Source organism: Chitinophaga eiseniae (assembly GCF_900167135.1).
GTDB lineage: Bacteria > Bacteroidota > Bacteroidia > Chitinophagales > Chitinophagaceae > Chitinophaga > Chitinophaga eiseniae.
Window position 1 is genome coordinate 825,047 of record NZ_FUWZ01000002.1, and the last position, 19,169, is coordinate 844,215.

Consider the following 19,169-nt stretch of genomic DNA (forward strand, 5'->3'; position numbering starts at 1 on the left):
AGCCAGGGTCAAAAAAATACGGATTTGCGGGCTTTCGGCCACACAAATCCGTTTTATAATTTATCCGGTAGACTATTTGATGTCGCCGACCATGTTACCGGGTACTACCCACTCGTCGAATTGTTCGGGAGTTACGTAGCCCAGTTTCACTGCCATTTCCTTCAGTGTGGTACCTTCTTTATGGGCTTTCTGCGCGATTTCTGCCGCTTTGTAATAACCAATTTTGGTATTGAGGGCAGTTACCAGCATCAGCGAGTTTTCCACGTGTTTGCGGATGTTGGCTTCGATCGGTTCGATGCCTTCAGCGCATTTATCGTTGAAGCTTACGCAGCCTTCGCCGATGAGGCGGGCGGAGTGCAGGAAGTTGTAGATCATCACCGGTTTGAACACGTTGAGTTCAAAGTGGCCGTTGGCGCCGCCTACGGAGATGGCCACGTCGTTACCCATCACCTGCGCAGCGATCATGGTGAGGGCTTCGCACTGTGTCGGGTTTACTTTACCTGGCATGATGGAAGATCCGGGCTCGTTGTCAGGGATATGGATTTCGCCGATACCTGCGCGGGGGCCGGAGCTCAGCATACGCACGTCGTTGGCGATTTTCATCAGGCTTACCGCTACTGTTTTGAGGGCGCCGTGTGCTTCCACGATAGCATCGTGGGCCGCCAGTGCTTCAAATTTGTTGGGGGCGGTCACGAAAGGCAGTCCGGTCAGTTTGGCGATATGCGCTGCCACGTTTTCGGAGTAACCTTTCGGGGTATTGATACCGGTACCTACGGCAGTACCGCCGAGGGCCAGTTCGCTCAGGTGAGGCAGTGCGTTGTTGATCGCTCTCAGGCCGTGGTCCAGCTGGGCCACATAGCCGCTGATTTCCTGTCCGAGGGTGAGGGGCGTAGCGTCCATAAAGTGGGTACGGCCTATTTTCACCACATGTTTGAAAGCTTCTGCTTTTTTAGCCAGCGTGTCGCGCAGTTTTTTAATACCGGGGATGGTTGTTTCCACCAGCATTTTATACGCCGCGATGTGCATGGCGGTAGGGAAGGTATCGTTGGAGGATTGTGATTTGTTCACGTCGTCATTCGGGTGAACGAACTTGTCTTTATCGGTGAGCTGGCCACCGTGGATAACGTGTGCGCGGTAAGCCACCACTTCGTTCACGTTCATGTTGGACTGGGTACCGGAACCTGTTTGCCATACTACCAGCGGGAACTCATTGTCCAGTTTACCTTCCAGTATTTCATCGCATACCTGACCAATCAGATCACTTTTCTCTTTGGGCAGTACGCCTGCGTCCAGGTTGGTGAGTGCTGCCGCTTTCTTCAGGTAAGCAAATGCCCTGATGATTTCTTTAGGCATTCTGTTGATATCCTGGGCGATCTTGAAATTCTCAATGGAGCGCTGTGTTTGAGCACCGTAATAGGCGTTTACAGGCACCTGTACTTCACCCATCGTGTCTTTCTCTATTCTAAATTCCATGGCTTAAGCTTTTATGAATTAATGCAGCAAAAGTAAAGCGTTCTGCTATTATTCGCCCTTAAAATTTGCCTGTCTTTTCTGAATAAAAGCTTCGGCGCCTTCCTGCAGGTCTTTGGTAGCGAAACAGGCGGCAAATTCCCGTATTTCGGTTTCCCAGCCGTCTACGTCCTTATCCAGCGCGGCGTTTACGCATTTTACCACGCGGGCTATGGCCAGCGGGGCTTTGGTCTGTATTTTCTGCAGGATGGCGATCGCTTTGGGCAGCAGCTCCTCCAGCTTCACCACATGGTTTACCAGTCCCCATGCCTGCGCTTCTGCGGCGGAGAGCATGTCTCCCGTCATCATCAGCTCCGTGGCCTTTCCTTTGCCAATCAGCTGGGTGAGCCGCTGGGTGCCGCCATAACCGGGGATCAGGCCCAGGTTCACTTCCGGCTGACCGAATTTCGCGTTTTCGCTGGCGATGCGGAAATGGCAGGCCATGGCCAGTTCACAGCCACCGCCCAGCGCAAAGCCGTTGACCGCCGCTATGATAGGCTTGGGGGAGCACTCTATCCGCTGAAACACTACATGGCCGCTTTTGGCCAGCTCTTCGCCCTGTTTGGGGGAGAGGGTCAGGAACTCGCTGATATCGGCGCCGGCAACAAAGGCTTTTTCGCCGGAGCCGGTGAGGACCGCCGCTTTGATGTCTTTGTTCCGGTAAATTTCGTCGATCACCAGGCCCAGTTCTCCCATCATCTGCTGATTGAGGGCGTTCATCTTTTCCGGGCGGTTGATCGTAACGATCAGAATATTATTATCCAGCTGTGTGGTTAATGTCTGGTACATGGGCCTTCTTTTTTAGTTTATCAATATTAAGCAATATTCGATAACTAACGAATCAGGCTCAGGGCGGCCTCCAGTTGCAGGTCGCGGCCGGCCCTCAGCGCCGCCGGGTTGTAAGGCACGGCCCTGTCCGGGGGAAACCCAACCCCCTCATACACATTTCCGTCGATGTACTTGAACACCAGGGAAGAGGTGTACACCAGGTTGAGCCAGCCGGTGCTGAACTGGCCGCCGTTATAGAATTTATTGCCCGTCAGCGGCCCGTTGGCGCCCCAGGTACGCTCGCCCACAAAGTGGCCATTGGGCAGGGCTTTTACGGCCATGGTGGTCATTTCCGCCATGCTGATCGACCAGGCGTCTGCCAGCATCACGATGGGGACGGTGATGGCTTTAGCCCCCGTCTGCGGCGTTACGTAGGCCGGCGCCCAGGGACTGAAGTCCAGTCTTCCGTTGCCCAGCTTGGAGCGGGTATAACCGAAATGGACCGGCTGGGTCACCATTTTTCCCAGCAGGAAGTTCAGATCGTCCAGGCTTCCGCCGCCGTTGCCCCGCACATCGATGATGATACCTTTCAGATCGTTGCGCTGAGCCAGATTATCAAAGAAATACTGTTCCACCCGTTTTACGCCGTTCATGGTATCGGTATTAAAAAGCGTTTTAAGGTTGAACCCGCTAAAGTAGAGGTACAGGATATTCTGGTTGATGGTACCCGAAACAGCCACATACTGGCGGCCATCCGGCGTGTTTGTAAACCCACGGCGGCCGGCGTTGAGGTAGTGGGTAGGAATAGTGTCATAAAAGTGGAAGATGCTGATCCGTGGGTGGTAATCCGGGCTTGCCCGTTTCCGCTGGAAGGCCGGGTTCACGGAATTGGAGTCTGCCAGCCAGGTGTCTGCAAAGGAGATATCATAGTGGGAGTCCACCAATCCGGCCGTCATCTGTTTGAAGTACGTATAGGCTTTACGGACATCGTTGGAGTCGTTGATATTCAGCTGGGCAAAGAGGGGCTTATAGGTGCGGTGCACCTGGTCCCAGTCGACCGTATCAATATCCCAGAAAACATAATTATTGTTCATGCCGGTCCAGAAGGCATCGAACACTTCGTTGAAATTGGCGCTGACGTAGTCCTGCGGCTCATTGAGCTGTGGCAGGTCTTTACGGCAGGCGGCGGTCATCAACAGTATCATCAACAGGGGCAATATATAGCTGACAGGAGATTTCATCTTCATAAAAATTAATGGTGAGCAACAATTATTGGGCATCGCCATGGAACAGGTGGCGGAGGTTGAACAGGCATCCTGCCTGCAGTACATAGGTATCATTATACCGGGGTACCTGGTTGATCATGTAATTTTTCTGTTGATCCGTGAGCGAATAGTAATATCGGGCTTCCGCGAAGAAGCGGAAACGCTTGTGCAGCAGGTATTCCACGCCGCCGCCGGCAACGAGGCCCCATTCCATCCGCCGGTCACGGCGGCTGTCGAAACTATACTTTTCATCGTAACGGTAAGCGGTGTTATACCGGAAATAATCCGAGGCCTGCTCGTTGTCCGGCACATCCGGGTTGCTGCTGAACACATTGGCCATAGCGCCTTTGACACGGCCGCTGATCCAGTAGGCGCCGTAACCACCGGCATTCACGAAGCCCCGCAGCTTATCTCCGCCGAAGGAGAAATGCGCCATGAGCGGCAACTGCAGATAGCCGTTGAGGTTATACTGGTAAATGCCGTTGAAAAAGTGGTCCCGGCGCAGCTCATAACTTTTCCGGATATACGATGGATCTGCCTGTATGGCCAGCCATTCGTTGAAACGGTATTGCAGCACCAGGCCGGCCACAAAGCCGCTATACTGGTAATACTGCGTAAAAGCCCGATAGCCGGCATTGGTATGTACATAGTTGTTGACATACCCGCCGGAAACACCGATTTCGAACTGTGCCCGGACTGCGTGGGTTAACAGGAAAAAGGTGGCAAGGAGGAGTAATTGTTTCTTCATAAAGCCTTTGTTTGAGGTTTTTTTCGGTTGATGGCTGCACATAAAAAATCCCGTAGCAAACCGGAGCCTGCTACGGGAATTATGAAGAATAACGTTTTAGGGACCTAATAGTTCACCTCTATCTCCGCTTTTCCGCTTTTCATTTTCATAAAATGTCTCTTCTTGGGTACTTTAAAGTACTTCACGCCATTGAAAGTATAGCCAAAAGTGACGAATACCAGGTTGGCGTCCGTATTCCTGTAGGGATATACTTTATTTACACCGGCGCCATAGCTGAAATCGCGGTTAAAGAAGTTCTGCGGGTAGTACTGTACTTTCACGCCGAAGCCATGTACCCGGAGGCCGGCAAACAATGACGGCATGATCAGCGGGGTGCGGTCGCTGAACCACTCGTTGAATTTGTGTACTTTTTTGCCGTCCACAAATTGTTTTTCCTTGTAGTTGAAAGCCAGGTCCAGTTCGCCGCCGAAGAAGAAAAAATCACCGCCGGTCACATCCCCGATCTTAAAGCCGATGGGTACGCCCAGGGTGTACACCCGTTGTTTCAGCTTCAGGGAGTCGGCAGGTTTGGAGATCAGTCCTATATTCTTGAATTCCAGGCCGGTAAACGCTCCGAAGTGGCGGGTAAAGTCCTTGTTGTAGTTAACATGATAATTTAAAATGAAGCTGAAGCGGGGGATGTTACGCATATGCTCCCCGTTCTGTTTCATATCCGCGAAGGACAGCATGCCGGACAAACCGGAGGTAACATAGCTCTTGTCCCGCTTTTTGGGATATTTTCCAAAGGAGATAGCTATTCTGCTGTCGGCAGTCTTCTTCTGGTCCGTGGAATCTGTGTTTTCCTGAGCAAAGGCACTTACGGTGCAAAACAGCAACAGTAGCAGAGACGGGTATAACTTGTACTTCATAAAACGGCGGTTGTGGTTTCTTAGATTTCTGGTGATTATACCCAGAAGACGACCCGCCCGTGGAAATGTTACGGCTACACGAAAAATTTTTTTAAAAATTTCTGTGACCGGCCACCCAGGTGGTGATGTAGTCGGAAATATCTTTGGTATGGGTGCCCGGGGGGAACAGTTTACCGACGCCCATGTCTTGCAGCTGCTGCATGTCCGCATCGGGGATGATGCCGCCGCCGGTGAGCAGCACGTCGTTCATGCCCTTTTCTTTCATGAGCGCTATCACTTTAGGAAAAACAGTCATGTGTGCGCCGGAAAGGATGCTGATGCCGATGGCGTCCACATCTTCCTGGAGGGCGGCGTTGACCACCATTTCTGGGGTTTGCCTTAACCCGGTATATATAACTTCCATACCGGCATCCCGGAGGGCGGCAGCGATCACTTTGGCGCCGCGGTCGTGGCCATCGAGGCCGACTTTAGCTACCAACACACGAACAGGGCGATTTAACTGGTTGACCATGCTTAAAAATTAAGGTCGTAAAGATAAGGATTAGCCGTAACTAAAAGCTAAGCGCTATTTTTGCTACCTTTGCAGACATATTTAATTTTTTTATGAGCGAAGAAAGGCCACTCAATTTTATAGAACAGATCGTAGCAGACGACATTGCTAATGGCGTCAACGGCGGACGTGTGCTGACACGTTTTCCGCCCGAACCGAACGGCTATCTCCATATAGGACATGCCAAGTCTATTGCCGTGAACTTTGGCCTGGCCCAGCAATTCAATGGCAAAACCAATCTCCGCTTTGACGATACCAACCCTGTTACAGAAGACACGGAATACGTGGATTCCATCAAGGCAGACATCCGCTGGCTGGGTTATGAGTGGGACAAAGAACTGTATGCTTCCGACTATTTTGAGCAGATATATGAATTTGCGGTAAAGCTGATCAAAAAAGGGCTGGCTTACGTAGAAGACGCTACCGCCGAGGAAATAGCGGCCAGCAAAGGCACGCCTACCACTCCCGGTAAGCCTACGCCTGCCAGAAGCAGGTCTGTGGAAGAAAACCTGGACCTGTTTACCCGGATGCGCGCCGGCGAATTCAAAGACGGTGAAAAAACCCTCCGTGCCAAAATAGACCTGGCTTCTCCTAATATGCACATGCGCGATCCTCTCATGTACCGGATCAAACATGCGCATCACCACCGTACCGGCGACAAATGGTGCATCTACCCGATGTACGACTTCGCCCACGGCCAGAGCGACAGCATCGAAAATATTACCCATTCCCTCTGTACGCTGGAGTTCATTCCCCACCGTCCGCTGTACGACTGGTTTATTAAAGAACTGGAGATATTCCCCAGCCATCAGTATGAGTTTTCCCGCCTGAACATAACCTATACGGTGATGAGTAAACGAAAACTGAAACAGCTGGTAGAAGAAAAATATGTGAGTGGCTGGGACGATCCCCGCATGCCCACCATCAGCGGCCTGCGCCGCCGTGGTTATACCCCTGCCAGCATCCGTCAGTTTTCCGAAAGGGTGGGTGTACAGAAACGCGAGCAAATGATCGACCTCGGTCTGCTGGAATTCTGCATCCGCGAGGAGCTGAATAAAACCGCCAACCGTGTGATGGCCGTGCTGGACCCGGTGAAGCTGGTGATCACCAACTACCCGGACGGACAGGTGGAAGAAATGACTGCCGAAAACAACCCGGAAGATGCTTCCGCCGGCAGCCGTACCCTTTACTTCAGCAAAACACTTTACATAGAGCGGGAAGACTTCATGGAAGAACCTCCGAAGAAGTTCTTCCGGCTGGGCCCCGGTCTGCATGTGCGCCTGAAAAACGCCTACATCATCAAAGGGGAAAGCGTGGAGAAAGATGCCAACGGCAATATCACCACCATCTACGCCAGCTATCTGCCGGAAACCAAAAGCGGCGGAGACCATAGCGGCATGACCGTAAAAGGCACCATCCACTGGGTGAGCGCCGAACACGCCGCCACCGCGGAGGTAAGGCTGTATGACCGCCTCTTTAAATCAGAGAATCCTTCTGCGGAAGAAGGTGACTTTAAGGAATTCCTTAACCCGGATTCCCTGCAGGTGGTCAAAGAAGCGTACGTGGAGCCTGGCCTGTTACAGGCCAGGGCCGGCGACCGCTTCCAGTTTATGCGTAAGGGTTATTTCACGGTAGATCCTGACAGCACACCGGAAAAAGTGGTGTTCAACAGGACCGTTACCCTGAAAGACGCCTGGGCTAAAGAAAAAGGAAAAGCCTGACAACAAACCTTATAAAAGAAACGCCCCGTTGATATGATATCAACGGGGCGTTTTTTATGATAGCAGTTACTTCGTTAGCTGTTAAAAGCCGCTACGCCTTTGGCGATGCGGGTGCGGGTCTCGGCGAGGCCCAGCGTAGCCGCGATGTCAAATACGGGAGGACCGAATTTACCGCCGGTGAGCATGATACGGAAAGGCAGCTGCAGCTCGCCCATCTTGATATTTTTCTCCGCAGCGAACGCTTTGAAGCTGGCTTCGAGCTCCGGCGCCGTGAAAGCGGAAACATCGTCCAGCTTTGCGGACCATTCTGCGAAAAAAGCGGCTTTATCGGCATTCCACTTGGGTTTTACAGCAGCTTCATCGTAAGCGGCGGGCGCTTCGAAGAAGAAGAAACCGTGGTCCCAAATGTCGTTGACAAAGTAGCAGCGTTCCTTTACCAGTCCGGCGACCGTGGCTACATATTCAGGATTGGCTTTCACCCCTTTTTCTTCCAGCACCGGTTCAAAGAGACGGGCCAGGCTTTCATTGTCCTTATGATGCAGGTACTGGTGGTTGAACCACTTCGCCTTTTCGTAGTCGAATTTAGCACCGGCTTTGTGTACGCGGTCAATGGAGAATTTATTGACCAGTTCTTCCAGGGAGAAGATCTCCTGTTCGGTACCATCATTCCAGCCCAGCATGGCCAGCATATTGATGAACGCTTCCGGCAGGAAACCCAGTTCACGGAAGCCTTTGGTGAATTCGTTGGAACGCGGGTCTGTCCAGTTCATGGCATATACCGGGAAACCGAGGCGGTCACCATCACGTTTGCTGAGTTTTCCGTTGCCGTCCGGTTTCAGGATCAGCGGCAGGTGCGCCCACTGCGGCATATCTGCTTCCCAGCCCAGGTATTTCCACAGGAGGATGTGAACGGGCGCGGAAGGCAGCCATTCTTCCCCGCGGAAAGCGTGGGTGATCTTCATCAGGTAGTCGTCTACCACCACCGCGAGGTGGTAGGTAGGCATACCATCCGCTTTCAGCAGTACCTTATCATCTACCTGACCGGTATTGATGGTTACTTCTCCGCGGATCAGGTCTGTAAAGGACAGTTCCTGGTCGGCAGGCATTTTTATACGGATAACGTGCGGGGTATTTTTTGCCAGCAGCTCCTGTACTTCCGCTTCAGAGAGGGTGAAGGAGTTGCGCATCTTTTCCCTGATCTTGTGGTTGTACTGTGGCTGCGGGTTTTCAGGCGTTTTCATCCTTTCGCGCATGCTCTCCAGTTCTTCCGGGGTATCGAATGCGTAGTAAGCGTGACCGGATTTTACCAGTTGTTCCGCATACTGGCGGTACAGCGGTTTACGTTCACTCTGGCGGTAGGGGGCATAGGGGCCGCCAACCGCAGGGCTCTCATCGGGAGTGAGACCGCACCAGCGCAGGCATTCGTTAATATATTCTTCAGCACCCGGCACATAGCGGGTCTGGTCGGTATCTTCAATACGCAGGATAAAATCACCTTTATGCTGCTTTGCAAACAAATAGTTGAACAATACAGTGCGTACACCTCCGAGATGTAGGCCACCAGTAGGGCTGGGGGCAAAACGCACTCTTACTTTTTTATTATCCATAGATCGCAAAGGTAAGGAAATAGCATTTAGATTACTGCCATCCGCTTTAGTGCTTTTTAACCTATCTTGCGGTCATCAGCTCACCGCTAAAAGTCAAAGCGCTTGTTCTATCTTACCAAAACACCCGGCATCCTGAAAGCTTTGTACAGAAGCTGCATCTGGGACCTTTCTCCGGCAAACAACACGGTATATCTGACCTTCGACGACGGCCCCCATCCGGAAGCCACGCCGTTTATCCTCGAACAGCTGAAAAAATACGATGCCAAAGGCACCTTTTTCTGCATCGGGAAAAATGTGGTAGAGCATCCCGGCATTTACCAGCAGATCCTGGAAGCAGGGCATAGTACCGGCAATCACACCCATAACCATGTGAACGGCTGGAAAACGAGTACCGACAAGTATATCGAGAATATTCTCGAGGCCCGCAAATACATCGCCTCTCCGTTGTTCCGGCCGCCATATGGCAGGATAACGCCTTTCCAGGTGAAGCAGTTGCAGCGGACCGTTCCCGGCACCAAAATCATTATGTGGGACGTGCTGAGTGCGGATTTTGATCAGGCGATAGATGGTGAGGCCTGTGTACAGAATGTAGTGTTTAAGATGAAGCCCGGATCTATTGTGGTGTTTCATGACAGTACCAAAGCGTGGGACCGTATGTCTTATGCGCTGCCGCGGGTGCTGGAGTTCTGCAAAAAGCAGGGGTATCACATGGCAGCCATCCATTAATAAAAAGCCCGGAGCTGTAGGCCCCGGGCGCGATATATTGCAGAAACGTTATTATTTTAAAGTCACTTCCCTTACTTTATCCCCGTTGATGGTGATGGTCGCTTTATCGTCACATACGCCGTTGCCGTAGTCGATCGTAGCAGAGAGGCTGCTATAGGCCACCAGCACTTTGCCCTGGCTTACCCACTTGCAGGCATTGGCCTTTACCAGCGGCGCCTGTGTGGTAATGGTAGCGCTGCCGGCAGGGCCGCCTTTTTCGTAGTTGATAGCGGCATTCCCTTCTATGCTGTATACATTGTCATTCGGTGTGGGCGTACCGGCGCCGGCGGTCTGTTTCACCGTTTTTTTGCTGGCGTAGCCTACGATCAGCGTATCGCCGTAGCTTACGCGGCCTCCGGTGATCTCAGTGGTGTATTGAATGCCGGTAGTGGCGTTATAGCTGATGCCGGAGATAGAATTTTTACCGGCAACCGGGATGCCGTTGTATTTGTAGCCGTCAAGCTGGATGTCGATATGCGTGTTGTTATTAAACAGCAGACCGGTAAGGGTGATATACATTTTACCACTACGGGTGATGCCATAGTTATCGCGGCAGGCGTCTCCGTAGTCGATGGTGATCTTTTTGGGCCATACGTTGGGATCGGCACTGCTGATGAGAATGGAGGGGCACCCTGTCACGTTGGCGTAGTCTTCATAGTCTGCCTTACGGACGTTGCCCGCCACGTTCTGGTCCACCGCCGCAATAGCAGCCGTTTCAAACAGATCGCCATAGATGCCCTGCGCCTGTGCTTCGTGAGAAGCTACTATCAGGGTGTTGTTATCGTTTTCATTATTGGACACCGTATCGGTCGTCACTTCTTTTTTACAGGCGAAGAAAAGGATTGCCACGCTCACAGCAGCGATGGTAACAGCCAGCACACGATTTGTACTGAAATAGCTTTTCATGGTATAGTTTTTTTAAATTAGGTTTTTCAGGATTTACCTTTGCGTAACTAAGGTACCTATTAAATATTATAAAAAATAAAAATTTAATAAATATTTTTATCATGTCTTGGATCGATACGCACGCCCATTTGTATTCGGATGAATTCCTGACCGACCAGCAGGAGATGGTAAAGCGCGCCCTGGACGCAGGGGTAACGACCCTGCTGCTCCCGAATATAGATGAATCTTCTATTACCGCCATGCTGAAACTGGAAGCGGCGTATCCCAAAAACTGTTTCGCCATGATGGGGTTGCACCCCTGCTACGTGAAGCCGGACGTGGAAAATCAGTTAAGGCTGATCAAAGACTGGCTGATACACCGTTCTTTCCGGGCCATTGGCGAGATAGGGCTGGATTTTTACTGGGACAAATCCCTGGCCGACCAGCAGTACATCGCTTTCAGGGAGCAGCTCCAGCTGGCCCGGCAGTACAAGTTGCCGGTGTCTATCCATAGCCGCGAAGCCACACGGGAATGTATAAACGAAGTAAAAGCCTTGCAGAACGGCGATCTTAGCGGGGTATTTCACTGTTTTTCCGGCACGCTGGAAGAGGCGAAAGAGATCATCGACCTTGGATTTTACCTCGGGATCGGCGGTGTGGTTACTTTTAAGAAGTCGGGCCTGGACCAGATAGTAGAGAAAATAGGCCTGGAGCACATTGTATTGGAAACAGACGCGCCTTACCTGGCACCGGTGCCTTACCGTGGCAAACGCAATGAAAGTGCCTATATTCCGCTGATCGGCGAAAAGGTGGCAGATATAAAAAATCTAAAAATAGAAGAAGTAGCCGCTATTACCAGCAGCAATGCCCGGAAATTATTCAAAACGCTCTAACTGTTTAGAGGGTACCTTTGCAGGCAACTGGCAGTTAGACAATGAGTAAAATTCTGATAATCTACACGGGCGGCACAGTAGGTATGATCTACGATGACAAAACCAAAGCGCTCCGCCCTATCGGCTTCAATGAAATAAGGAACAATTTACCGGAACTATACCGGATGGGGATCGACTTCTATGTGTATGCGTTCAACCCGCCGATAGACTCCTCCGACATGCAACCGGAAATATGGGTAGAACTGGCCAGTATCATTGAAGACCGCTACGACCGTTACGACGGCTTTGTGATCCTCCACGGCTCAGACACCATGGCGTTTACCGCCTCCGCCCTGAGCTTCATGCTGGAGAACCTGTCCAAACCCGTTATCCTTACCGGCTCACAGCTGCCTATCGGTAAAATCCGTACCGATGCCAAAGAGAACATTATCACCGCTATGGAGATCGCCTGCTCGCGGCATAACAACGGCAGTCAGGCGTCGATGGTGCCCGAAGTATGTATTTACTTCGACTTCTCGCTGTTTCGCGGCAACCGTTCCAAAAAGTACAACGCCGAAAAGTTCGAAGCGTTTTATACCATGAACTACCCCCAGCTGGCAGAAGCAGGCATCGATATCAAATACAAACAACAATTCATACTGCCCAACCCGGCGGCGCCGCTGAAAGTGCACAAGGAACTGGAGACCAACATCACTGTCCTGAAGCTGTTCCCCGGCATTACCCGCAGCGCTGTGGAAGCCATTCTCAGCGTTCCCGGCCTGAAAGGCGTGATCATGGAAACCTTTGGCAGCGGCAATACCAACACGCAACCATGGTTTATCGAAAGCATTAAAAAAGTGATTGACAACGGCGCCATCGTGGTAGACATCACCCAGTGCGACGGAGGTTCCGTAGAACTGGGCAAATATGAAACGAGCCAGCACCTGGTGGAAGCAGGCGTGGTAAGCGGCCATGATATGACCTTTGAAGCAGCCGTGACCAAACTGATGTTTGTGTTGGGACAGGGGCTTTCCAAAGAAGAAAGCAGGAAGATGATAGAAACTTCCCTCCGTGGCGAACTGACTCCTATAGAAGTGTATTAATACGAATATAAAAGAGACTTAAAGCAGAAAGTATTGAAACAGTATACTTTCTGCTTTTTTATTGCAAATATTTTATTATATTTAATTATCAAGCCTATTCCATCCCGTACCTGGTTAGCGCTTTCTATCACCACAAAACTCCAAAGTATGAATGTTTCGTTAACGCAAAAGTTCATCGCAGAATTCTTCGGCACCCTTGTGCTGGTACTGATCGGTTGCGGCAGCGCCGTTATCGCCGGCAGTCACGTAGGTCTTCTGGGCATTTCTTTTGCCTTCGGTCTGTCAGTGCTTACCATGGTATATGCCATTGGGCATATCTCCGGTTGTCACATCAACCCGGCCATTACCATTTCCATGCTGGCCACCGGCAAGATCTCCGGTAAAGACGCCGGCGCCTACATTGTAGCGCAGATCCTCGGCGCCATTGCCGCCGCTGGCATCCTGTACTGCATGGCTTCCGGCAGAGCCGAATACACCCTCGCCGCTAACGGGCTGGGGCAAAACGGCATCGGCGACGCCTATCAGGACCACTACAACGTTACCAGCGGGCTGATCTTCGAGATCGTGTTCACCGCTATTTTCCTGGTAGTGATCCATGGCGCCACCAGTAAAAACAATGGTAACGGCGCTCTCGCCGGCGTAGCCATCGGTCTCTCCCTGACCATGATCCACATCGTGGGCATTCCCATCACCGGCGTATCCGTAAACCCCGCCCGTAGCATCGGACCTGCCCTCTTCGTTGGCGGCGACGCACTGGCGCATCTCTGGATATTCATCGTAGGTCCTATCGTTGGCGGCCTTATCGGTGGCTTCATCTGGAAGCTGTACGACAAAGCCTAAAAAAAACTTGGAAAATAAAAGTAAAGGATTATCTTTGCAACCCTGAAACGGAAGACTCAACCCCTTCAGCAACGTTTCAAAGATAATCACGGAGAAGTGCAGGAGTGGTTGAACTGGCACGCCTGGAAAGTGTGTATAGGTGAAAGCCTATCAAGGGTTCGAATCCCTTCTTCTCCGCTAAAGGGGACTTATCATAAAAGTAATGGTAAGTCCCTTTTTCTTTATAAGCGAAATTGCCCAACTGGTGGGCAATTAGCTGAAAAATCAAATTCATCTTAGGGGTTTGAAATGCCCGTTTTTCCCGATCATATACAATTCCCTCCGGAAAGATTAGTTTTTTTGCAATTCCTCTTTTTGGGTCGCTTCGCTGGAACGCCATGCTACACTGAGATTGCGCGTAAAAGACAAGGTTTTTTTCAGGGCTTCCGGCAGGTTCGAAATGCTTTTTGCACATTCTGCCAGTTCCTTTAAAATATTGACTCTTTCCTCCTGATACCGGTTATTGAATTTGTTGTACACTTCTAGTGTCACATTCTTCAACAAAAGGCTTTCCTCGGCATCTTCTATTTTCTTTTCTACTACTGCCAGCTGCTTCTTTAAAGAGGCTTCCTTCTCAACATTGTCTCTTGAGCATTCCTCATAAAACCTTTCCATTTCGTACTGTATGGGTGCCATTAATTCCTCTGATACTTGCAGGGTAGTCAACAGGTCTTCGAATAGCTGATGAAGTTCTGCGGCATTACGGTTGCATTTACATCCATTGGTGCGGCACTTGTAGTAATAGAACTTCAATACCTTTGTTTTGGTCTTTTTACGCCTTTCATACCCTGTTAATGGTTCACCACACCTATCACATTTTAAGAACACCTTTAATGGCAGGTAATCATTTTCTTTTTTATGAGGTATATTGAAACCAACAGCCTTTTCATTGATATCGTTTACCTTCAAAAAAACTTCATAGCTTATCAGCTTCTCATGCTGGCCCTCAATAACTTTACCATCCAGCAACCCATGATTAATAATACCACAGTAAAATGGGCGCTTAAAGGTCTTGGTAAGCTGTTGTTTAATCATCTTCAATCCCAATGCCTTTAAACGTTCCAATATTGCTTCATTCTTTACCCCCTCCGCTTTCCATAGAAAAGCTTTACGGATTAACAGCCCTTCTTCATTAATCACCAGCTTACGTTCTCCATTAACTTTTACAATATCATAGCCTTGTGGTGGGCGAGTTACCCATATCCCTTTTTCCAGCTTGGCCTTCATGCCGCTTATTGTTCTTTTCCTTCTTAGCCTGTTGTCATAATTACTGAACAGCAATTGCAAATCCTGGCTGAATGCGCCGGTTTCATTGCGGGTATCTGTTGGTTGTGCTACGGTGTATATGGTAACCCGGATCAGCTAAGGAACTTGAAAGCACAGTATCCGACCCAATCATTCATTTATGTTTTCCAGTCCACTAAACAAGGGAACTTCCGGGGAGAAAATAGCTTCCAACACGATGTAGACGTGGTTATTGAGGTGCCGAAGAAGGGTAAAGCATTGCAGATGGGGCGGTTTAATCAGGGGGCGGAGACCAGTATTTTCGATATGAATACGTAGCATTATTTCCTGTCATTTTCACTTCATTTTAAATCCCAATAGAATTAAGCGAACGCTCAAACTATCGGGATTAAATTTTAATATCTATATAATCAGGTACCTAAACCAAATATTTTTAAAAAGGACCTCAAAAACCTTTTAAGTTTAGGAATATTCCTTTTTGATCTGTCTGGGAACTTTGGTTCTGATTTTTGCATCCGGCTAGTGTAATAGTTATTTTTTGTCGCCGAATCTGCCTGCCTATTTATACTTATCTCATTACTATCCCACTTCGTTGCGAATTGAATTTTGTTGTTTTTAATCCAATAGTGGCTCTGGCAACTAAAGCTCCAATTTCCAATAGATGGATGCAGAGATACAGTCTTTCTATCAAATGTTAGTCGCCAATCTGTGGGAGAAATAGGAGTAACTACTTCATTGCCACAGCCACACACACATTTATGTATGGCTGTGCAATAATTAATAGATATATATATAACCCCATCATCTATATTGTCAGGAATAAATTCAACAAACTTATGTTGTAGCATCTTCATTAAAAATTTTTGAAACGCCAATTGAATATGAACAGTGATATTCGTTTTCTAAATCCACGTAAAACCCACTTAACTTTTTCCACTTTATAACCGCCAATATTGCATTTAACGCATTAAGTTCAGCAATTTGGATGTTAGTTACATAATCATTTTCATCAGTATCTTCAGGAAATGTGCGAAGTGAAATATGATCGTTTTTATTTGGTGTGCCAGAAGTAACTCTAACAGCTCCGATCAGTTTATCTTCAACAACGTTTACCCCTAATCCTACATCGAAAAAGGCAACATTTGAAAGTATTAGATGATCAATTATCAGTTTCCTTACAGAATTTCTATCGATACAAATGAACACATAGCTCATTTGATCCAGTTCATGTAAATTTTCTTCCTTTAAATAATAACCGTGTGGAATGATAGCTGTGTGCATATTCGAATATTTCTTATGCAAGTATTCAACCTTTTTTAAATTTTCATTTAGGTCATTGATAGAGGCAGCTCCCGGACATCGAAAGGCATTGTGTTGATCAAATGTATCTCCGTCAAATAAGTGAATTTCATTGACGGGAGTTTTAGCTAAAAAGTCCAATACGTAAGCACCTGTACCACCCAACCCTATTATGGCAATCTTTTGCCCTGCAAGCTTTACATTTATTAATTCGATATTTGCTCTGCTAGCATTTGTATCTATATATTGAAATACAGTCTCATGCTCTATGTCGGGAATGGCTTTAAAAGTCTTTTCTGTTACATCTTCATCTAAAAACTTTGCGGGTCCAGAAATAATATCAGCGTATCGTTTAACCTTTTCATAATAATCAGAATAGCCATGTACAGGCTTATTGGAAAAGCTCCTGTCAATAGTTATCTGATTATTGAAAACTTGTTTAGTATTATTATGTTGAATTGAAGTGATTATTTCTCCAGATATTTCACATGGGTTTTCACCCACAAAATGTATAACATGATTATCAGGCTTCGCTGTATGGATGTTGGATCTCATTGTTAGCGTACTAACAAGCATTCCAAAGGCTATTTTCTTATCATGATTTACATATGGAATGTGGTGGATAAGTAAATATCCACCACGTACTTCAATTTCATACCCTTCGTCTCGAAGGCGTTTAAGATCTGGACTATGATTTATCAGTTGCTGTGACATCAAACACCATTTTATTTTTTACACAAATAACTGCTCCTTTAACTAAAGTGCCTTCTGGTTTGGGTTCACAGCCACGACTATATGTCACTGTATATCCTTTATTAGGATTGTCATCATAACTTCCAAACGCAAGAGCTACTACCTGTTCAAAGGATATTAACGATTCATGCCAAATCTTCTCTCGCGCGTTCACGATAATTCGGAACTCAACCACTTTCTTTTTTGAGAAAAACCTCTCTCTGCCTGGTCTCGCAAGGTCAACAACTTCGTCATCCATTATTTGGTCATCTTGCCAATCTCCTGGAATATCAAGAAAAATATCATCCTCAGCAGGGATGTTTCCCAATTCTCGAATCTGAATACCCCTTATGTACCGTTTATACCAGGTAAACGGTTGATTATTAATCGAAAATTCTAGCTTTTTCTTTACGAAAAAATATTCCGTATCGGGACGTGCAAGGTTGACTTGCTTATCATTTTCTATTAGCTCATCTTTATAGGGCTTGCTGATAGATAGGTACAGTTCGGTATCCAATGGAATACCACCTATTTCCTTTAATTCTGCGCCAGTTTTGTATTGATCGAAGGTCTCATATTCCTTTCCCTCAATAACAAACTTTAATGGAACACCATGATTATGGGCATGGCCTAACCCTTCATTATGAATTGGATTCATTTGTTAATTTTAATTTTATCAAAAAAGTGGCTTGGGTTATGTCAAGTATTTGACAATAGAATTGGCTACAGCCAAAAGTTAAGTAGCTGCTTTTCAAAAATTTAAAAGTTTAAAATTATCCAGCATACCAGTATAATATACCGGTATGTAAAAATCACTAGAAGCTTGTTTATTCCAAATAAAGAGAGTAGCTTTGAGGTGCGAAAACATAACTACCAAAAGCCTCGCAAGGGCCTTTGTCTCTGTTAAAGGAATTTAAGCCAGGTGATTTTCGCCTGGCTTTATCTTTTGCGATAGACTCTCATACTAATGCTTCTTATCTATTACAGAATGAGGGTCATTTCCCGGCTTAACGGTATCACTATCTCTTATGGGGCCTCCATTGGGCCGATGAATCCTCACTTCACCACCACCGTTGTTCGATGCGTAGTGTTTAGCAATTTGCTCTGCTTCTTTTTGCGTAGAAGCGATAGCGGAGGCTCTTTTACCTCCCTCTTTTTGGACATTCCAATCGGCTTGTCCCTTCTTTTGTGTTACGTGATAATTTGACATATTATACAATTTGCTACAAATGTACGATGAAAAAATGATAATACCAAGTTTAATAAAATATTTATTTTGATAAGTTATGTAAAACTTTACGATAAGTTTGATAAAAATTAGCGTCAAGTTTTGTAAAATACATTTGGACTTGCGCAAAATAAATGTTAGTTTTGCTTGCTAAACCGGAATAAAATTGTAAAACATGCTACCTGATTCAGAATTGTTTTATAAGCAGCTGGCTGAGCAAATAAAATTCGAACGGGTTAAAAAAGATATCAGCCAGCAGAATTTAGCAGATTACCTTGGATTGTCCAGGACATCTGTTATGAATATTGAAACAAGTCGACATAAGCCCTCATTGTATCAAGTGCTACAAATTGCTACCTATTTAAATATTGATTATACGACCCTTATACCTTTTAAGTCCACAAAAGCCGATGATAATAATAGCGATTCTGTAGAATTAAAAGAAGGTTTAACTGATCAAGGATCAATTGATGAACTGGATAAATCTTCGAAAGCAGCTATAACGAACTTCTTGTCTGGCCTTAAATAGTTTTTACCATGAACATTAAGTTAATTCATAGTAAGGTTAATGCAGTTTTAAAGGCTGCGTCACCAATTACTCTACCCGTAGACATAGAAAGTATCGCAAAAAAAAGAGGTTTGGATGTTCTTCCTTACGAGTTGGGACCTGACGTTTCGGGCCTATTAGCTATTAAAGATGGTAAAGGAACAATTGGCTACAATTCCACCGAAACTAGAGTAAGAAGACGCTTTACAATAGCCCACGAACTTGGGCATTATGAACTTCATAAAGAAAAGTCTGATCTCTTTGTCGATAAGCAGTTCATTTACAGAAGTCAAAACTCACCCATTACAGTTGACCACCAAATAATGGAACATGAGGCAAATTACTTTGCATCTTGCATTTTGATGCCTACTGACCAGGTTAGAAAGGAGCTGGAAAAAATGGATATTGATCTTGTTTCAGAAGAGGGAATTAAGCACCTGGCAAAGGTATTTGAAGTAAGCACTACTGCAATGTCGTTACGCATTGATAAACTTGGCTTTTTCTAATTATACTAGAGAAATCAAATGTTTTACTTTTT

The 19,169-nt window shown here is 47.3% G+C and carries 20 protein-coding genes and 1 tRNA gene; 8 read left to right on the forward strand and 13 right to left on the reverse strand.

Annotated elements, in window-relative coordinates; genetic code table 11:
- Window positions 1-72: 72 nt before the first annotated feature.
- The 6 genes from fumC to B5D63_RS12975 all read right to left on the reverse strand — a co-directional run bounded on the left by fumC (window position 73) and on the right by B5D63_RS12975 (window position 5,709).
- On the reverse strand, window positions 73-1,473 hold the full coding sequence (gene fumC, locus B5D63_RS12950) for a class II fumarate hydratase (protein WP_078669210.1): 1,401 nt from the start codon (window positions 1,471-1,473) through the stop codon (window positions 73-75).
- Window positions 1,474-1,521: 48 nt separating this feature from the next.
- Window positions 1,522-2,298, reverse strand: coding sequence for an enoyl-CoA hydratase/isomerase family protein (locus B5D63_RS12955; protein WP_078669211.1), 777 nt, complete (start codon window positions 2,296-2,298; stop codon window positions 1,522-1,524).
- A gap of 44 nt (window positions 2,299-2,342) precedes the next feature.
- Window positions 2,343-3,524 (reverse strand): S41 family peptidase, encoded by a 1,182-nt coding sequence (locus B5D63_RS12960; RefSeq protein WP_159456004.1) that lies wholly within the window; start codon window positions 3,522-3,524, stop codon window positions 2,343-2,345.
- A 22-nt stretch (window positions 3,525-3,546) separates the two neighbouring features.
- Entirely contained in the window at window positions 3,547-4,290 is a 744-nt protein-coding gene (locus B5D63_RS12965) for a porin family protein (RefSeq protein WP_159456005.1), read from the reverse strand.
- A 104-nt stretch (window positions 4,291-4,394) separates the two neighbouring features.
- Entirely contained in the window at window positions 4,395-5,198 is an 804-nt protein-coding gene (locus tag B5D63_RS12970) for a hypothetical protein (protein ID WP_078669214.1), read from the reverse strand.
- A 91-nt stretch (window positions 5,199-5,289) separates the two neighbouring features.
- Complete coding sequence (locus B5D63_RS12975; RefSeq protein WP_078669215.1) at window positions 5,290-5,709, reverse strand: cobalamin B12-binding domain-containing protein; 420 nt, start codon at window positions 5,707-5,709, stop codon at window positions 5,290-5,292.
- A 92-nt stretch (window positions 5,710-5,801) separates the two neighbouring features.
- Between B5D63_RS12975 and B5D63_RS12980 the strand changes: the two genes are divergently transcribed.
- Complete coding sequence (locus B5D63_RS12980) at window positions 5,802-7,469, forward strand: glutamine--tRNA ligase/YqeY domain fusion protein (RefSeq protein WP_078669216.1); 1,668 nt, start codon at window positions 5,802-5,804, stop codon at window positions 7,467-7,469.
- Window positions 7,470-7,543: 74 nt separating this feature from the next.
- On the opposite strand, the gene gltX is transcribed toward B5D63_RS12980, so the two are convergent.
- On the reverse strand, window positions 7,544-9,076 hold the full coding sequence (gene gltX, locus B5D63_RS12985; RefSeq protein WP_078669217.1) for a glutamate--tRNA ligase: 1,533 nt from the start codon (window positions 9,074-9,076) through the stop codon (window positions 7,544-7,546).
- 102 nt (window positions 9,077-9,178) lie between these two features.
- Between gltX and B5D63_RS12990 the strand changes: the two genes are divergently transcribed.
- Window positions 9,179-9,802 carry a polysaccharide deacetylase family protein gene (locus B5D63_RS12990; RefSeq protein WP_078669218.1) on the forward strand — a complete coding sequence of 208 codons (624 nt, stop codon included), beginning with the start codon at window positions 9,179-9,181 and terminating at the stop codon, window positions 9,800-9,802.
- Window positions 9,803-9,853: 51 nt separating this feature from the next.
- On the opposite strand, the gene B5D63_RS12995 is transcribed toward B5D63_RS12990, so the two are convergent.
- Complete coding sequence (locus B5D63_RS12995; protein WP_078669219.1) at window positions 9,854-10,747, reverse strand: hypothetical protein; 894 nt, start codon at window positions 10,745-10,747, stop codon at window positions 9,854-9,856.
- A gap of 101 nt (window positions 10,748-10,848) precedes the next feature.
- On the opposite strand from B5D63_RS12995, the gene B5D63_RS13000 reads away from it, so the two are divergent.
- The 4 genes from B5D63_RS13000 to B5D63_RS13015 all read left to right on the forward strand — a co-directional run bounded on the left by B5D63_RS13000 (window position 10,849) and on the right by B5D63_RS13015 (window position 13,718).
- Entirely contained in the window at window positions 10,849-11,619 is a 771-nt protein-coding gene (locus B5D63_RS13000) for a TatD family hydrolase (RefSeq protein ID WP_078669220.1), read from the forward strand.
- A 41-nt stretch (window positions 11,620-11,660) separates the two neighbouring features.
- Complete coding sequence (locus B5D63_RS13005) at window positions 11,661-12,701, forward strand: asparaginase (protein ID WP_078669221.1); 1,041 nt, start codon at window positions 11,661-11,663, stop codon at window positions 12,699-12,701.
- A 147-nt stretch (window positions 12,702-12,848) separates the two neighbouring features.
- On the forward strand, window positions 12,849-13,541 hold the full coding sequence (aqpZ, locus tag B5D63_RS13010; protein WP_078669222.1) for an aquaporin Z: 693 nt from the start codon (window positions 12,849-12,851) through the stop codon (window positions 13,539-13,541).
- A 90-nt stretch (window positions 13,542-13,631) separates the two neighbouring features.
- Window positions 13,632-13,718, forward strand: a tRNA-Ser gene (locus tag B5D63_RS13015).
- A 153-nt stretch (window positions 13,719-13,871) separates the two neighbouring features.
- Here the strand turns inward: B5D63_RS13015 and B5D63_RS13020 are convergent.
- The 5 genes from B5D63_RS13020 to B5D63_RS13045 all read right to left on the reverse strand — a co-directional run bounded on the left by B5D63_RS13020 (window position 13,872) and on the right by B5D63_RS13045 (window position 18,066).
- Window positions 13,872-14,807 carry a recombinase family protein gene (locus tag B5D63_RS13020; RefSeq protein WP_078669223.1) on the reverse strand — a complete coding sequence of 312 codons (936 nt, stop codon included), beginning with the start codon at window positions 14,805-14,807 and terminating at the stop codon, window positions 13,872-13,874.
- Window positions 14,808-15,235: 428 nt separating this feature from the next.
- Window positions 15,236-15,679, reverse strand: a complete 444-nt coding sequence (locus tag B5D63_RS35425; RefSeq protein WP_078669225.1) for a ubiquitination-like system serine protease family protein — start codon at window positions 15,677-15,679, stop codon at window positions 15,236-15,238.
- Complete coding sequence (locus B5D63_RS13035; protein WP_078669226.1) at window positions 15,660-16,838, reverse strand: ThiF family adenylyltransferase; 1,179 nt, start codon at window positions 16,836-16,838, stop codon at window positions 15,660-15,662. Before B5D63_RS13035 ends, B5D63_RS35425 begins: the two co-directional genes overlap by 20 nt.
- Window positions 16,813-17,514 (reverse strand): multiubiquitin domain-containing protein, encoded by a 702-nt coding sequence (locus B5D63_RS13040; protein ID WP_078669227.1) that lies wholly within the window; start codon window positions 17,512-17,514, stop codon window positions 16,813-16,815. The genes B5D63_RS13035 and B5D63_RS13040 overlap by 26 nt, the downstream gene beginning before the upstream one ends.
- A 306-nt stretch (window positions 17,515-17,820) precedes the next feature.
- Window positions 17,821-18,066, reverse strand: coding sequence for a DUF2188 domain-containing protein (locus B5D63_RS13045; RefSeq protein WP_078670309.1), 246 nt, complete (start codon window positions 18,064-18,066; stop codon window positions 17,821-17,823).
- Between the two features lie 193 nt (window positions 18,067-18,259).
- Here B5D63_RS13045 and B5D63_RS13050 point away from each other — a divergent pair, with 193 nt between their 5' ends.
- Together B5D63_RS13050 and B5D63_RS13055 are read left to right on the forward strand one after the other, a co-directional pair.
- A complete protein-coding gene (locus B5D63_RS13050; protein WP_078669228.1) occupies window positions 18,260-18,613 on the forward strand; it encodes a helix-turn-helix transcriptional regulator in 354 nt (117 codons plus the stop codon).
- Between the two features lie 8 nt (window positions 18,614-18,621).
- Window positions 18,622-19,137, forward strand: coding sequence for an ImmA/IrrE family metallo-endopeptidase (locus B5D63_RS13055; protein WP_078669229.1), 516 nt, complete (start codon window positions 18,622-18,624; stop codon window positions 19,135-19,137).
- Window positions 19,138-19,169: the final 32 nt, after the last annotated feature.

What these genes read in the sequence shown, in the direction of transcription:
- fumC (WP_078669210.1), bottom strand. Translation starts at nt 1,473, where the DNA reads ATGGAATTTAGAATAGAGAAAGACACGATGGGTGAAGTACAGGTGCCT.
- B5D63_RS12955 (WP_078669211.1), bottom strand. Translation starts at nt 2,298, where the DNA reads ATGTACCAGACATTAACCACACAGCTGGATAATAATATTCTGATCGTT.
- B5D63_RS12960 (WP_159456004.1), bottom strand. Translation starts at nt 3,524, where the DNA reads ATGAAGATGAAATCTCCTGTCAGCTATATATTGCCCCTGTTGATGATA.
- B5D63_RS12965 (WP_159456005.1), bottom strand. Translation starts at nt 4,290, where the DNA reads ATGAAGAAACAATTACTCCTCCTTGCCACCTTTTTCCTGTTAACCCAC.
- B5D63_RS12970 (WP_078669214.1), bottom strand. Translation starts at nt 5,198, where the DNA reads ATGAAGTACAAGTTATACCCGTCTCTGCTACTGTTGCTGTTTTGCACC.
- B5D63_RS12975 (WP_078669215.1), bottom strand. Translation starts at nt 5,709, where the DNA reads ATGGTCAACCAGTTAAATCGCCCTGTTCGTGTGTTGGTAGCTAAAGTC.
- B5D63_RS12980 (WP_078669216.1), top strand. Translation starts at nt 5,802, where the DNA reads ATGAGCGAAGAAAGGCCACTCAATTTTATAGAACAGATCGTAGCAGAC.
- gltX (WP_078669217.1), bottom strand. Translation starts at nt 9,076, where the DNA reads ATGGATAATAAAAAAGTAAGAGTGCGTTTTGCCCCCAGCCCTACTGGT.
- B5D63_RS12995 (WP_078669219.1), bottom strand. Translation starts at nt 10,747, where the DNA reads ATGAAAAGCTATTTCAGTACAAATCGTGTGCTGGCTGTTACCATCGCT.
- B5D63_RS13000 (WP_078669220.1), top strand. Translation starts at nt 10,849, where the DNA reads ATGTCTTGGATCGATACGCACGCCCATTTGTATTCGGATGAATTCCTG.
- B5D63_RS13005 (WP_078669221.1), top strand. Translation starts at nt 11,661, where the DNA reads ATGAGTAAAATTCTGATAATCTACACGGGCGGCACAGTAGGTATGATC.
- aqpZ (WP_078669222.1), top strand. Translation starts at nt 12,849, where the DNA reads ATGAATGTTTCGTTAACGCAAAAGTTCATCGCAGAATTCTTCGGCACC.
- B5D63_RS13020 (WP_078669223.1), bottom strand. Translation starts at nt 14,807, where the DNA reads ATGAAGGCCAAGCTGGAAAAAGGGATATGGGTAACTCGCCCACCACAA.
- B5D63_RS35425 (WP_078669225.1), bottom strand. Translation starts at nt 15,679, where the DNA reads ATGAAGATGCTACAACATAAGTTTGTTGAATTTATTCCTGACAATATA.
- B5D63_RS13035 (WP_078669226.1), bottom strand. Translation starts at nt 16,838, where the DNA reads ATGTCACAGCAACTGATAAATCATAGTCCAGATCTTAAACGCCTTCGA.
- B5D63_RS13040 (WP_078669227.1), bottom strand. Translation starts at nt 17,514, where the DNA reads ATGAATCCAATTCATAATGAAGGGTTAGGCCATGCCCATAATCATGGT.
- B5D63_RS13045 (WP_078670309.1), bottom strand. Translation starts at nt 18,066, where the DNA reads ATGTCAAATTATCACGTAACACAAAAGAAGGGACAAGCCGATTGGAAT.
- B5D63_RS13050 (WP_078669228.1), top strand. Translation starts at nt 18,260, where the DNA reads ATGCTACCTGATTCAGAATTGTTTTATAAGCAGCTGGCTGAGCAAATA.
- B5D63_RS13055 (WP_078669229.1), top strand. Translation starts at nt 18,622, where the DNA reads ATGAACATTAAGTTAATTCATAGTAAGGTTAATGCAGTTTTAAAGGCT.